The sequence below is a fragment of the Pseudomonas sp. NGC7 genome (assembly GCF_047159675.1).
Taxonomy (GTDB): Bacteria; Pseudomonadota; Gammaproteobacteria; order Pseudomonadales; family Pseudomonadaceae; genus Aquipseudomonas; species Aquipseudomonas kermanshahensis.
In genome coordinates this window covers 2,486,426-2,500,060 of sequence record NZ_BAAFZY010000001.1, presented here as the reverse complement: position 1 = coordinate 2,500,060, position 13,635 = coordinate 2,486,426, and the positions used below count along the sequence as shown (strand labels likewise).

Here is a 13,635-nt window from a genome sequence, read left to right as displayed (position 1 = left end):
CATACAGAGTTCTGACAGCGTGGAAATTTTCAAAGAGTTCACATTCGAATCGGCCCACCGCCTGCCGCACGTCCCTGCCGGGCACAAGTGTGGTCGCCTGCATGGTCACTCGTTCAAGGTCGGCCTGCACCTGACCGGCCCGCTTGACCCGCACACCGGGTGGATTCGTGATTTTTCCGAGATCAAGGCGATCTTCAAGCCGATCTACGAACAGCTGGACCACAACTACCTGAATGACATTCCAGGCCTTGAAAACCCCACCAGCGAAGTGATCGCCAAGTGGATCTGGGAGCAGGTCAAACCATTGCTGCCAGAACTGTCGAAGGTGCGCATTCACGAGACCTGCACCAGCGGGTGTGAATATACCGGCGACTGAGCCGAGAAGTTTTCCGGCCTCTTCGCGGGGCAAGCCCGCTCCCACAGTTAATACGCAGCATCCTGTGGGAGCGGGCTTGCCCCGCGAAGAGGCCAGTGAAATTTCAGCCCTGCCCATTCTCCAGGGCATCGCGCAAGAAGCTCGGTGCGATATAGCGCTGGTAATGCGCCTCGGACAGCAGAAAGAACTCGCGGTCGATGGCGTCGCGCAACTGCGGCAGTTCCCAGCCTCGAAACTCCGGCAGCAATACCATGCCGTAAGCCTCCAGGTCTCGGATCATCCGTGCCCCACGGGCGATCAACTGGTAGGCCCAGCAGTATTCCGACTGTTGCTCCACAAAGCGGATGGAGCGCTGCTCCAATTGCAGGCGCAGCAGGCTTTTGTCGAAGACTTCCAGCTTGGCCATCATCACCTGCACCAGCAATTGCTCCAGACGCAGCCACACGGCGCGCTTCTGCGCATCGTCGTAGCCGTTCCAGTTGATCACTTCATGGTGAAAACGCTTGCAGCCACGGCATACGGTGTCTCCGTACACCGTGGAGCACAGGCCGACGCAAGGGGTCTTGATGGACTTGTTGGACATGAAAAACAACGGCTTGGCGGTGGAACACGGGCCCATGTTAGCCCTTTGTCTAACCAGGGTCACTCGTTAAAGTCATCTTCGCCGCCTTACCTTCAGGCTTTTTTTGCCGTAGAATCATCCGGCCTTTTCAAGGCAACAATGTCCGTTGGAAGCTGTTTTCAAAGCGTCACGAGCACAGTTAATCCGGTAGAACGGCGTTGGCCCGGGCCATGCACCCTCGCATGCCCGTGCCAGCCCTCATCAGCTCCCCGTTCTGCAGGCGTAAAACTTTGAAAGCAGCTTCTGTAAGGATTCTCTGCGACCCTGGCTGGGCGGCCCAAGAAGCCGTCATTGCGCATGGGTGCAGGGAATGCTGGATGAGCGTCCCGGACTCCCTTTAGGGACCACTGATGAGGGTAATAACTGTGCTTGAAGCCTACCGCAAACACATCGAAGAGCGTGCCGCCCTGGGTATCGTGCCCCAGCCGCTGAACGCCGAACAAACTGCAGGCCTGGTCGAGCTGCTGAAAAACCCGCCGGCCGGCGAAGAAGCCTTCCTCGTAGACCTGCTCACCAACCGTGTACCGCCAGGGGTAGACGAAGCTGCCTACGTCAAGGCTGCTTTCCTGTCCGCCGTGGCCAAGGGCGAAGCAAAATCCCCGCTGGTCGACCGCAAGCTCGCGACCGAGCTGTTGGGCACCATGCAGGGCGGCTACAACATCGAAACGCTGGTCGCGCTGCTGGATGACGCCGAACTGGGCGCCGTCGCGGCCGAAAAGCTCAAGCACACCCTGCTGATGTTCGATGCCTTCCACGACGTGGCCGAAAAAGCCAAGGCGGGCAACGTCCACGCCAAGGCCGTGCTTGAGTCCTGGGCTGCCGGCGAGTGGTTCACCTCGCGTCCGGCCATCGCCGACAAGTACACCCTGACCGTGTTCAAGGTGCCTGGCGAAACCAACACCGACGACCTGTCCCCTGCCCCGGACGCCTGGTCGCGCCCTGACATCCCGCTGCACGCCCTGGCCATGCTGAAAATGGCCCGTGACGGCATTGAGCCACAGCAGCCAGGGTCGGTCGGCCCTCTGGCCCAGATCGAAGCGGTCAAGGCCAAAGGCTTCCCAGTTGCCTACGTGGGTGACGTGGTCGGTACCGGTTCGTCGCGTAAATCCGCCACCAACTCGGTGCTGTGGTTCTTCGGTGACGACATTCCGTACGTGCCGAACAAGCGCGCCGGTGGCTTCTGCTTCGGCACCAAGATCGCCCCGATCTTCTACAACACCATGGAAGACGCCGGCGCCCTGCCAATCGAGTTCGACTGCACCAACCTGGCCATGGGCGACGTCATCGACGTCTACCCGTTCAAAGGTGAAGTGCGCCGTCACGGCAGCGACGAACTGGTCACCAACTTCGAGCTGAAAACCGAAGTGCTGCTGGACGAAGTCCGCGCGGGTGGCCGTATCCCGCTGATCGTAGGCCGTGGCCTGACCGATAAAGCCCGCGCCGAGCTGGGCCTGGGCCCTGTCGACCTGTTCAAGAAACCGGAGCAGCCTGCCGCTTCGACCAAGGGCTTCACCCTGGCGCAGAAGATGGTCGGCCGTGCGTGCGGCCTGCCAGAAGGCCAGGGCGTGCGCCCAGGTGCCTACTGCGAGCCGAAGATGACCACCGTCGGTTCCCAGGACACCACTGGCCCGATGACCCGCGACGAGCTGAAAGACCTGGCGTGCCTGGGCTTCTCCGCTGACCTGGTCATGCAGTCGTTCTGCCACACTGCGGCCTATCCGAAGCCGATCGACGTCACCACCCACCACACCCTGCCAGACTTCATCCGCACCCGTGGCGGCGTGTCGCTGCGCCCTGGCGACGGCATCATCCACAGCTGGCTGAACCGCATGCTGATGCCTGACACCGTCGGTACCGGTGGTGACTCGCACACCCGCTTCCCGATCGGCATCTCGTTCCCGGCCGGTTCCGGCCTGGTGGCCTTCGCCGCCGCCACCGGCGTCATGCCGCTGGACATGCCAGAGTCGATCCTGGTGCGTTTCAAGGGCAAGCTGCAACCTGGCATCACCCTGCGTGACCTGGTGCATGCCATCCCTTACTACGCCATCCAGAAGGGCCTGCTGACCGTCGAGAAGAAGGGCAAGAAAAACGCCTTCTCCGGCCGCATCCTGGAAATCGAAGGCCTGGACGAACTGACCGTCGAGCAAGCGTTCGAACTGTCCGACGCCTCGGCTGAACGTTCGGCTGCCGGTTGCACCATCAAGCTGCCAGAAAAGGCCATCGCCGAGTACCTGACTTCCAACATCACCCTGCTGCGCTGGATGATCGGCGAAGGCTACGGCGATGCCCGCACCCTGGAGCGTCGCGCCCAGGCCATGGAAGCCTGGCTGGCCAAGCCTGAGCTGCTGTCGGCCGACGCCGATGCCGAATACGCCGAAATCATCGAAATCGACCTGGCCGACGTCAAAGAGCCTGTGCTCTGCGCGCCGAACGACCCGGACGATGCCCGCCTGCTGTCTTCGGTACAGGGCGAGAAGATCGACGAAGTGTTCATCGGTTCGTGCATGACCAACATCGGCCACTTCCGCGCAGCCGGCAAGCTGCTGGAGAAGGTCAAGGGTGGTATTCCGACCCGTCTGTGGCTGGCCCCGCCAACCAAGATGGACGCTCACCAGCTGACCGAAGAAGGCTACTACGGCATCTACGGCAAGGCCGGTGCGCGCATGGAAATGCCAGGCTGCTCGCTGTGCATGGGTAACCAGGCACGTGTGCAGACCGGTTCGACCGTGGTTTCCACCTCGACCCGTAACTTCCCGAACCGTCTGGGCGACGCGACCAACGTGTACCTGGCATCGGCCGAGCTGGCTGCTGTCGCTTCGATCATCGGCAAACTGCCGACCGTCGAAGAGTACATGCAGTACGCGAAAGACATCGACAGCATGGCTGCCGACGTCTACCGCTACCTGAGCTTCGACCAGATCGCCGAGTTCCGCGAGGCTGCGGCCAACGCCAAAATCCCGGTTGTTCAGGCGTAATCAGCAGTAAGCTGTAAGAAAAAACCCCAGCAGAAATGCTGGGGTTTTTTATTGCCCTTTCAGGCCTCTCCCCGGGGCAAGCCCGCTCCCACGGGTTTGGACTGTCCCCAAGAAGTTGGACACCCATCCAATTTTCTGGGGGCAGTCAAGGTTTGCTCGGCCCCTGTAGGAGCGGGCTTGCCCCGCGAAGAGGAGCGCACTGGCAACCTCACATCACGAACAAATCCACAAACCTGTGCACCGCCGTCGCCTCCAGCTTTTGCTGATCCTCGCACAGCTCGAAAATCGCCTCACACCGCTGCCGCGCAAACCGCGTCGCCAGGTTCTCCCTGAACTTCGACTCCAGCAACGGTATGCCCTCCCCGCGCCGACGCCTGTGCCCGACCGGGTACTCCACCACGACCTGCTCGGTGCTGCTGCCATCCTTGAAAAACACCTGCAAGCCGTTGGCGATCGAGCGCTTGTCAGCCTCCAGGTATTCACGGGTGAAGCGCGGGTCCTCGACCACCTCCATCTTGTCGCGCAGGCGGTCGATACTCGGGTGGGCGGCGTGGAAGACATCCTCGTAATGCTCGGCCACCAGATGCCCAAAAATCAGCGGCACCGCCACCATGTACTGCAGGCAGTGATCACGGTCAGCGGCATTGGCCAGTGAGCCGACCTTGGAGATGATGCGAATGGCCGACTCCTGCGTGGTAATGACAATACGGTCCACCTCATGCAGGCGATTGCGCACCTGCGGGTGCAGCAGCACGGCGGCTTCACAGGCCGTCTGGGCGTGGAACTCGGCCGGAAAACTGACTTTGAACAGCACGTTCTCCATCACATAGCTGGCCAAGGGCTGCGGAAGGCGCAACTCCTGCTGAGCAGAGGGCTTGAGCGCCAGGTCCTTGTTGGTATGACTGAATGAGACGTCATAGAAACCCCATTGCGGCGCCGTGAGCACGCCAGGCACACCCATCTCGCCACGCAGCGCGATATCGGCCAGGCGCACGCCCCGGCTGGACGCATCGCCGGCAGCCCAGGACTTGCGCGAGCCTGCGTTGGGTGCATGGCGGTAGGTACGCAGCGCCTGGCCATCGACAAAGGCATGCGACAACGCCGACAGCAGTTGCTCGCGGTTGGCCCCCATCAGCTTGGCGCAGACGGCCGTGGAGGCCACTTTGACCAGGATCACGTGGTCTAGGCCCACACGATTGAACGAATTCTCCAGCGCCAACACGCCCTGGATCTCGTGCGCCATGACCATGGCTTCGAGCACTTCGCGCATCAGCAGTGGGCTTTCACCCTTTGCTACGTGTTTTTGCGACAGGTGATCGGCCACGGCCAAAATGCCGCCGAGGTTGTCCGAAGGGTGCGCCCACTCGGCGGCCAGCCAGGTGTCGTTGTAGTCCAGCCAGCGCACGATGCAGCCAATGTCCCAGGCGGCTTTGACCGGATCGAGGCGGTAGGCGGTGCCGGGCACACGGGCGCCATTCGGCACCACCGTGCCTTCCACCAGCGGGCCGAGGTGTTTGGTGCACTCGGGGAAGCGCAGGGCCAGCAGGCCGCAGCCCAGGGTGTCCATCAGGCAGTTGCGCGCAGTGTCCAGTGCCTCCAGGGATTCGACCCGGTAGGTGAGGACGTAATCGGCGAGGGTTTGCAGCACCCGGTCGTAGTCCGGGCGCTGGTTAAGGTCCACGTTGGCGCTCATTTGCAGCTCCTGTGATTGTGGGGCTGCCTGGCAGCCCATCGCCGGCAAGCCGGCTCCCACAGGTTCGGAGTGGGAGCCGGCTTGCCGGCGATGAGCCGCGAAGCGGCCCCAGTCATCGAACGCCGAGCGCCAGTGGTGCGTCAGAAGCTATCGCCAGGCACCCTCACCCAGCCTTCCATCAGCACGCGAGCACTGCGGCTCATGATTGCCTTGGTCACCGTCCATTCGCCCCTCACCTGACGCGCTTCGGCGCCAACCCGCAGGGTGCCGGAAGGGTGACCGAACCGTACGGCACTGCGCTCGCGCCCGCCGGCGGCGAGGTTGACCAGCGTGCCTGGGATGGCGGCAGCGGTACCGATGGCGACCGCAGCAGTGCCCATCATCGCGTGGTGCAGCTTGCCCATGGACAACGCACGCACCAGCAGGTCGATGTCAGCCGCCGCAACCACCTTGCCACTGGACGCAGTGTAGGTGCTCGGTGGCGCGACGAAGGCCACTTTCGGCGTGTGCTGACGCCCGGCCGCCTGGTCGACATGCTCGATCAGCCCCATGCGCACGGCGCCATAGGCACGGATTGTCTCGAAGCGCAGCAGCGCTTGCGGGTCACCGTTGATCGCGTCCTGCAGCTCAGTGCCGGTGTAGCCGATATCGCTGGCATTGACGAAGATGGTCGGGATACCCGCATTGATCAGGGTTGCCTTGAACGTGCCCACCCCTGGCACTTCCAGGTCATCTATCAGGTTGCCGGTTGGGAACATCGACCCACCTGCGCCCTCTTCGTCGGCAGCTGGGTCCAGGAACTCCAGCTGAACCTCGGCCGCCGGGAAGGTCACGCCATCGAGTTCGAAATCCCCGGTTTCCTGCACTTCACCTTCGGTGATCGGCACGTGGGCGATGATGGTCTTGCCGATATTGGCCTGCCAGATGCGCACGGTCGCGATGCCGTCACGCGGCACCCGCACCGGGTCGACCAGGCCGCTGCTGATGGCGAAGGAACCGACTGCGGCAGACAGATTGCCGCAGTTACCGCTCCAGTCGACGAAGGCCTTGTCGATGCTGACCTGGCCAAACAGATAGTCGACGTCGTGTTCGGGCTTGATGCTGCGCGAGAGGATCACCGTTTTACTGGTGCTCGAGGTGGCGCCGCCCATGCCATCGATCTGCTTGCCGTAGGGGTCGGGGCTGCCGATGACCCGTAACAGCAGCGCATCGCGGGCTGGGCCTGGGATCTGCGCCTGCTCGGGGAGGTCGTCCAGGCGGAAGAATACGCCTTTGCTGGTACCGCCACGGATGTAGGTGGCGGGGATCTTGATTTGTGGTGCGTGTGCCATTGCTGTGCTGTCCTGTCTGAAAATGCAATAACCCTTAGGTCCGCTGCGCGGCCCATCGCCGGCAAGCCAGCTCCTACAGCTACGGCGCAAAGCGCTATCCCTGTAGGAGCCGGCTTGCCGGCGATGGGCTGCAAAGCAGCCCCAAACACTCAAGCAGAAGCTTCGAGGAAGTCTTGGGCAAAGCGCTGCAGCACCCCGCCGGCCTCGTAGATCGACACTTCCTCGGCGGTGTCCAGCCGGCAGGTCACCGGCACCTCGACCCGCTCGCCATTGCGACGGGTAACCACCAGCGTCAGCGTTGCACGCGGCTTGCGCTCACCGAGCACATCATAGGTCTCACTGCCATCCAGACCCAGGGTGTTGCGGTCCGTACCCGGCTTGAACTCCAGCGGCAGCACGCCCATGCCCACCAGGTTGGTGCGGTGAATGCGCTCAAAGCCTTCGGCCACGATCGCCTCGACACCCGCCAGGCGCACCCCCTTGGCCGCCCAGTCACGGGACGAGCCCTGGCCATAGTCGGCACCGGCGACGATGATCAGCGGCTGCTTGCGCTCCATGTAGGTCTCGATCGCTTCCCACATGCGGGTCACCTTGCCTTCCGGCTCGATGCGCGCCAACGAGCCCTGCTTCACGCTGCCGTCGTCCTTACGCACCATTTCGTTGAACAGCTTGGGGTTGGCGAACGTGGCGCGCTGGGCGGTCAGGTGGTCGCCACGGTGGGTGGCGTAGGAGTTGAAGTCCTCCTCCGGCAGGCCCATTTTCGCCAAGTACTCACCCGCCGCGCTGTCCATCATGATGGCGTTGGACGGTGACAGGTGATCGGTGGTGATGTTGTCCGGCAGCACCGCCAGCGGGCGCATGCCACGCAGGGTGCGCTCACCGGCCAGGGCACCTTCCCAGTACGGCGGACGGCGGATATAGGTGCTCATCGGGCGCCACGCGTACAGCGGCGCCACCTTCGGCCCACGGTCTTCCTCAATGGCGAACATCGGAATGTAGACCTTGCGGAACTGCTCCGGCTTGACCGAGGCACGCACCACGGCGTCGATTTCTTCATCGCTCGGCCAGATATCCTTGAGGCGGATTTCCTTGCCGTCAACCACGCCCAGCACGTCCTTCTCGATGTCGAACCGGATGGTCCCGGCGATGGCGTAGGCCACCACCAGCGGCGGCGAGGCCAGGAACGCCTGCTTGGCGTAAGGGTGGATGCGCCCGTCAAAGTTGCGGTTACCCGACAACACCGCAGTGGCATACAGGTCACGCTCGACGATCTCTTGCTGGATCACCGGGTCCAACGCACCGGACATGCCGTTGCAGGTGGTGCAGGCGAAAGCGACGATGCCAAAGCCCAGGTGCTCCAGCTCTTTCTCAAGCCCCGCTTCTTCCAGGTACAGCTGCACAGCCTTGGAGCCTGGCGCCAGCGAGGATTTGACCCAGGGCTTGCGCGCCAGGCCCAGCTTGTTGGCATTGCGCGCTAAAAGGCCCGCAGCGATCACGTTGCGCGGGTTGCTGGTGTTGGTGCAACTGGTGATGGCGGCGATGATGACCGCGCCGTCCGGCATTTGCCCCGGGACGTCTTCCCAAGCCCCGGCGATGCCCTTGGCCGCCAGGTCGCTGGTGGCCACGCGGGCATGCGGGTTGGACGGGCCGGCCATGTTGCGCACCACGCTCGACAGGTCGAAGCTCAGGGTACGCTCGTAGACGGCGCCGGCCAGGCTGTCGGCCCACAGGCCGGTGGCCTTGGCGTAGGTTTCCACCAGCTTGACCTGCTGCTCTTCGCGGCCGGTCAGCTTGAGGTAGTCGATGGTCTGCTGGTCGATGGCGAACATCGCCGCAGTGGCGCCGTATTCAGGTGCCATGTTGGAGATGGTCGCGCGGTCGCCCAGGGTCAGGGCACGGGCACCCTCGCCATGGAACTCCAGGTAGGCGCCGACGACTTTCTGTTTACGCAGGAACTCGGTCAGGGCCAGCACCAGGTCGGTGGCGGTGATGTTCGGCGCCAGCTTGCCGGTCAGCTCGACGCCGACGATTTCCGGCAGGCGCATCCACGAGGCACGGCCAAGCATCACGTTCTCGGCTTCCAGGCCGCCGACACCAATGGCGATCACGCCCAGGGCGTCGACATGCGGGGTGTGGCTGTCGGTGCCAACGCAGGTGTCCGGGTAGGCCACGCCGCGGTCACTGTGGATCACCGGCGACATCTTCTCCAGGTTGATCTGGTGCATGATGCCGTTGCCCGGCTGGATCACGTCGACGTTCTTGAACGCCTTCTTGGTCCAGTTGATGAAGTGGAAACGGTCTTCGTTACGGCGGTCTTCGATGGCACGGTTTTTCTCGAACGCCTGTGGGTCGAAACCACCGCATTCGACCGCCAGGGAGTGGTCGACGATCAACTGCACCGGCACCACCGGGTTGACCTGGGCCGGGTCGCCGCCCTTGTCGGCAATGGCGTCACGCAGGCCGGCCAGGTCGACCAGAGCGGTTTGGCCGAGGATGTCGTGGCACACCACGCGCGCCGGGAACCACGGGAAGTCGAGGTCGCGCTTGCGCTCGATCAGTTGGCTGAGCGAGGCGTCGAGGGTGGCGGGGTCGCAGCGGCGCACCAGGTTTTCGGCGAGCACGCGCGAGGTGTAGGGCAACCCGTCGTAGGCGCCGGGCTTGATAGCCTCGACTGCCGCGCGGGCATCGAAGTAGTCCAGGTCGGTGCCTGGCAGGTGCTTGCGGAATGCGGTGTTCATCATGGAATCAGGCTCGGTCACAGGATTCGGAAGGTTGCTCCGTCCCTGTGGGAGCGGGCTTGCCCGCGAAGGCGTCAGCAGGTGCACATCGGTTGCCCGGTCTGACGCCTTCGCGGGCAAGCCCGCTCCCACAAGGGAACGGGTTGCCTCTCTAGATCTATTCAGCGCTGCTCGATCGGCACGAACTGGCGCTGTTCGACGCCGACATACTCGGCGCTCGGGCGGATGATGCGGTTGTTGGCACGCTGTTCGAACACGTGCGCCGCCCAGCCGGTCAGGCGCGAGCAGACGAAGATCGGGGTGAACAGCTTGGTCGGAATGCCCATGAAGTGGTACGCCGACGCATGGTAGAAGTCGGCGTTAGGGAACAGGCGTTTCTGCTCCCACATGGTCTTGTCGATGGCTTCGGACACTGGGTACAGGACCTTGTCACCGACCTCGTCAGCCAGTTGCTTCGACCAGCCCTTGATCACCTCGTTGCGTGGGTCGGACTCTTTGTAGATGGCATGGCCAAAGCCCATGATCTTGTCCTTGCGCTCCAGCATCTTGAGCAGCTCGGCCGTGGCGTCCTGCGGGCTCTGGAAGCGTTCGATCAGCTCCATCGCCGCTTCGTTGGCACCGCCGTGCAGCGGGCCACGCAGCGAGCCGATGGCGGCGGTGACGCAGGAGTACAGGTCGGACAGGGTCGAAGCGCAGACGCGTGCGGTGAAGGTCGAGGCGTTGAATTCGTGCTCCGCGTAGAGGATCAGCGACACGTTCATCACCTTGACATGCAACTCGCTCGGCTTCTTGCCGTGCAGCAGGTGCAGGAAATGCCCGCCGAGGGTGTCTTCATCGCTGGTGCAGTCGATGCGCACGCCATGGTGGGTGAAGCGGTACCAGTAGCACATTACGGCCGGGAACAGCGCCAGTAGGCGGTCGGTCTTATCGTGCTGGGCTTCGAAGGTGAGTTCGGGCTCTAGGGTGCCCAACACTGAGCAGCCGGTGCGCATCACGTCCATCGGGTGGGCGTCGCGCGGGATGCGTTCGAGCACTTCCTTGAGGGCTTGCGGCAGGTCACGCAGGCCCTTCAGCTTGTGCTTGTAGTCAGCCAGCTCGGCCTGGGTCGGCAGCTCGCCGTACAGCAACAGGTAGGCCACTTCTTCGAATTCAGCACCGGCCGCCAGGTCACGGACGTCGTAGCCACGGTAGGTCAGGCCGGCACCGGCCTGGCCAACGGTCGACAGTGCGGTCTGGCCGGCCACCTGGCCACGCAGGCCTGCGCCACTGAGTACTTTTGCTTCGGCCATGGTGTTTCTCCTTTCTTGAATTTGTTATGGATTTCTTGCTGGCTAATTCGGTTTGCCTGTACCGGCCTCTTCGCGGGGCAAGCCCGCTCCTACAGGTACAGCGCCATGCCTTGGACCTGTGCCACCCCTGTGGGAGCGGGCTTGTCCCGCGAAAGGGTCAGCACAGGCAATCACTCAACCTTTCTTCTGGGCAAACAACGCATCGAGGCTCTGCTCGAAGGCGTGGTAACCAATGGCATCGTAGAGCTCCATGCGGGTCTGCATGGTGTCGACCACATTCTTCTGGGTGCCGTCACGACGCAGCGCCGTGTAGACATTCTCGGCCGCCTTGTTCATGGCGCGGAACGCCGACAGCGGGTACAGCACCAGCGACACGTCGACCGACGCCAGCTCTTCGGTGGTGTACAGCGGGGTGGCGCCGAATTCAGTGATGTTGGCCAGGATCGGCGCTTGCACACGGTCAGCGAAGGTTTTGTACATCGAAAGCTCGGTAATGGCCTCCGGGAAGATCATGTCGGCGCCGGCCTCGACGCAGGCTGCGGCACGGTCCAACGCAGCATTCAAGCCTTCGACGGCCAGGGCATCGGTGCGCGCCATGATCACGAAGCTGTCATCGGTACGGGCATCGACGGCGGCCTTGATACGGTCGACCATTTCCTGCTGGGTGACGATTTCCTTGTTCGGGCGGTGGCCACAACGCTTGGCGCCAACCTGGTCTTCGATGTGGATGGCGGCTGCGCCGAACTTGCTCATCGAGCGCACGGTACGCGCCACGTTGAACGCCGAGGCACCGAAACCGGTGTCGACATCCACCAGCAGCGGCACGTCGCAGACGTCGGTGATGCGGCGCACATCGGTGAGCACATCGTCCAGGCCGCTGATACCCAGGTCCGGCAGGCCCAGGGAGCCTGCAGCCACGCCGCCACCGGACAAGTAGATGGCCTTGAAGCCGGCGCGCTTGGCCAGCAGGGCATGGTTGGCGTTGATGGCGCCGACTACCTGCAAGGGATGTTCGGCGGCAACCGCGTCGCGGAAACGTTGGCCGGGCGTGCTCTTCACAGTCATGAATCACCTCGTGGGCTATTGTCGTTGGCGTCCAGGTAGTGACGCTCGATGTTGCGTTTGGACGCGCCGATGTGGCGGCGCATCAGGAGTTCGGCCAGTTCACCGTCACGGTCGGCGATGGCATCGAGAATCCGGTGGTGTTCGGCAAACGCCTGGCGTGGCCGATTGGGCGTGGCGGAGAACTGGATGCGGTACATGCGCACCAGCTGGTACAGCTCGCCACACAGCATCTTGACCAGGGTCTGGTTGCCGCTGCCCTGGATGATCCGGTAGTGGAAGTCGTAGTCACCTTCCTGCTGGTAGTAGCCGACACCCGCCTGGAACGCCGCATCGCGCTCATGGGTGTCGAGCACCCGGCGCAGTTCGTCGATATCGGCCTGGCTCATGCGCTCAGCGGCCAGGCGGCAGGCCATGCCCTCAAGCGATTCGCGGATTTCGTACAACTCGATCAGCTCGGCATGGTTGAGCGACACCACCCGCGCCCCGACATGCGGCACGCGCACCAGCAGGCGCTGGCCTTCGAGGCGGTGGATGGCCTCGCGCAGCGGCCCGCGGCTGATACCGTAGGTCCGCGCCAGCTCCGGCTCGGAAATTTTGCTGCCCGGGGCGATGTCGCCCTTGACGATGGCCGCTTGGATGCGCCGAAAGACGTTTTCGGACAAGGTTTCCGTTTCGTCCGCCAACGCTGGGCTGGGAGTGGATAGGTCCAGCATATTGTCGACACCCTGATAATCACATGGCCAGAAATTAGCTAATTCAGCGCGATCAGTCAAAGACAAAATGAACATTGTCGACAATCGTCTAATAACGAACTAACCCTGCCCCGCTGCTGTCAGATCGCGACGCGCTGGCGTCAAGACGTCGGCGTGATAGAATGCCGCGCCTCCGACGGAGTATGGATAGCGTGTCTGTCATCTATTCATGTTGTTGACAGATGAACGAGGAAGCTTGCGCAGTCGTTGCCAGTCGCCTTGCCCCGAACCCTGCACAGTACCGCGCCAGGATTATGAGACTTACACCCGTTTTATTGCTGCTATGCCTCACCCTGCTGCCGGCCATCGGCCAAGCGGCGGGCAAGACCGTGTACGGTCTCAACGAATACGCAAAGCTGGGCGACCTGGACCTGGAAGTGGCCGCCAAGCTCGACACCGGTGCCAAGACCGCCTCGCTCAGCGCCCGCGACATCAAGCGCTTCAAGCGCAACGGCGAGAGCTGGGTGCGTTTCTACCTGGCCATCGATGCCGCCCATTCGCACCCGATCGAACGCCCCCTCGCGCGCGTCAGCAAGATCAAGCGACGGGCAGGCGACTACGATGCCGAATCGGGCAAGGCCTACACCGCGCGCCCGGTCATCGAACTCGAAATCTGCATGGGCCAGGCCCTGCGCACCATCGAAGTCAACCTCACCGACCGCAGCGCGTTCCAGTTCCCGCTGCTGATCGGCTCCGAGGCGCTCAAGCACTTCGACGCGCTGGTCGACCCAAGCCTTAAATACGCGGCCGGCAAACCTGCCTGTGCCACCGACGCTCCTAAAGCAGAGTAATCC

At 63.0% G+C, this 13,635-nt stretch carries 10 protein-coding genes; 3 read left to right on the top strand and 7 right to left on the bottom strand.

The window, feature by feature from the left end:
* The first annotated feature begins 19 nt into the window (after window positions 1-19).
* Complete coding sequence (gene queD, locus ACMCNM_RS11440) at window positions 20-376, top strand: 6-carboxytetrahydropterin synthase QueD (RefSeq protein ID WP_033699061.1); 357 nt, start codon at window positions 20-22, stop codon at window positions 374-376.
* 103 nt (window positions 377-479) lie between these two features.
* Here the strand turns inward: queD and ACMCNM_RS11435 are convergent, their stop codons facing one another.
* Window positions 480-959, bottom strand: a complete 480-nt coding sequence (locus tag ACMCNM_RS11435; RefSeq protein ID WP_172960418.1) for a DUF1289 domain-containing protein — start codon at window positions 957-959, stop codon at window positions 480-482.
* Between the two features lie 404 nt (window positions 960-1,363).
* Between ACMCNM_RS11435 and acnB the strand changes: the two genes are divergently transcribed.
* Window positions 1,364-3,973: a bifunctional aconitate hydratase 2/2-methylisocitrate dehydratase gene (gene acnB, locus ACMCNM_RS11430; RefSeq protein ID WP_186679057.1), complete on the top strand. Its 2,610-nt coding sequence runs from the start codon at window positions 1,364-1,366 to the stop codon at window positions 3,971-3,973.
* A 208-nt stretch (window positions 3,974-4,181) separates the two neighbouring features.
* Here the strand turns inward: acnB and prpD are convergent, their stop codons facing one another.
* The 6 genes from prpD to ACMCNM_RS11400 form a co-directional block, all read right to left on the bottom strand.
* Entirely contained in the window at window positions 4,182-5,666 is a 1,485-nt protein-coding gene (gene prpD / locus ACMCNM_RS11425; RefSeq protein ID WP_186678940.1) for a 2-methylcitrate dehydratase, read from the bottom strand.
* Window positions 5,667-5,806: 140 nt separating this feature from the next.
* Window positions 5,807-6,997 carry a 2-methylaconitate cis-trans isomerase PrpF gene (gene prpF / locus ACMCNM_RS11420; RefSeq protein WP_412764363.1) on the bottom strand — a complete coding sequence of 397 codons (1,191 nt, stop codon included), beginning with the start codon at window positions 6,995-6,997 and terminating at the stop codon, window positions 5,807-5,809.
* 149 nt (window positions 6,998-7,146) lie between these two features.
* The gene (acnD, locus tag ACMCNM_RS11415) at window positions 7,147-9,735 is read right to left on the bottom strand and encodes a Fe/S-dependent 2-methylisocitrate dehydratase AcnD (RefSeq protein WP_085273352.1); all 2,589 of its coding nucleotides are present in this window, start codon (window positions 9,733-9,735) and stop codon (window positions 7,147-7,149) included.
* A 161-nt stretch (window positions 9,736-9,896) separates the two neighbouring features.
* Window positions 9,897-11,024, bottom strand: coding sequence for a 2-methylcitrate synthase (prpC, locus tag ACMCNM_RS11410; RefSeq protein ID WP_186678954.1), 1,128 nt, complete (start codon window positions 11,022-11,024; stop codon window positions 9,897-9,899).
* 174 nt (window positions 11,025-11,198) lie between these two features.
* Window positions 11,199-12,089 (bottom strand): methylisocitrate lyase, encoded by an 891-nt coding sequence (prpB, locus tag ACMCNM_RS11405; protein WP_027593921.1) that lies wholly within the window; start codon window positions 12,087-12,089, stop codon window positions 11,199-11,201.
* Window positions 12,086-12,802 (bottom strand): GntR family transcriptional regulator, encoded by a 717-nt coding sequence (locus ACMCNM_RS11400; protein WP_027593922.1) that lies wholly within the window; start codon window positions 12,800-12,802, stop codon window positions 12,086-12,088. Before ACMCNM_RS11400 ends, prpB begins: the two co-directional genes overlap by 4 nt.
* A 293-nt stretch (window positions 12,803-13,095) precedes the next feature.
* Here ACMCNM_RS11400 and ACMCNM_RS11395 point away from each other — a divergent pair, with 293 nt between their 5' ends.
* Window positions 13,096-13,632 (top strand): ATP-dependent zinc protease, encoded by a 537-nt coding sequence (locus ACMCNM_RS11395; RefSeq protein ID WP_027593923.1) that lies wholly within the window; start codon window positions 13,096-13,098, stop codon window positions 13,630-13,632.
* Window positions 13,633-13,635: the final 3 nt, after the last annotated feature.

Bases quoted from the DNA above. Each gene is read 5' to 3' on its own strand.
- ACMCNM_RS11435 (WP_172960418.1), bottom strand. From the start codon at position 959: ATGTCCAACAAGTCCATCAAGACCCCTTGCGTCGGCCTGTGCTCCACG.
- prpD (WP_186678940.1), bottom strand. From the start codon at position 5,666: ATGAGCGCCAACGTGGACCTTAACCAGCGCCCGGACTACGACCGGGTG.
- prpF (WP_412764363.1), bottom strand. From the start codon at position 6,997: ATGGCACACGCACCACAAATCAAGATCCCCGCCACCTACATCCGTGGC.
- acnD (WP_085273352.1), bottom strand. From the start codon at position 9,735: ATGAACACCGCATTCCGCAAGCACCTGCCAGGCACCGACCTGGACTAC.
- prpC (WP_186678954.1), bottom strand. From the start codon at position 11,024: ATGGCCGAAGCAAAAGTACTCAGTGGCGCAGGCCTGCGTGGCCAGGTG.
- prpB (WP_027593921.1), bottom strand. From the start codon at position 12,089: ATGACTGTGAAGAGCACGCCCGGCCAACGTTTCCGCGACGCGGTTGCC.
- ACMCNM_RS11400 (WP_027593922.1), bottom strand. From the start codon at position 12,802: ATGCTGGACCTATCCACTCCCAGCCCAGCGTTGGCGGACGAAACGGAA.
- ACMCNM_RS11395 (WP_027593923.1), top strand. From the start codon at position 13,096: ATGAGACTTACACCCGTTTTATTGCTGCTATGCCTCACCCTGCTGCCG.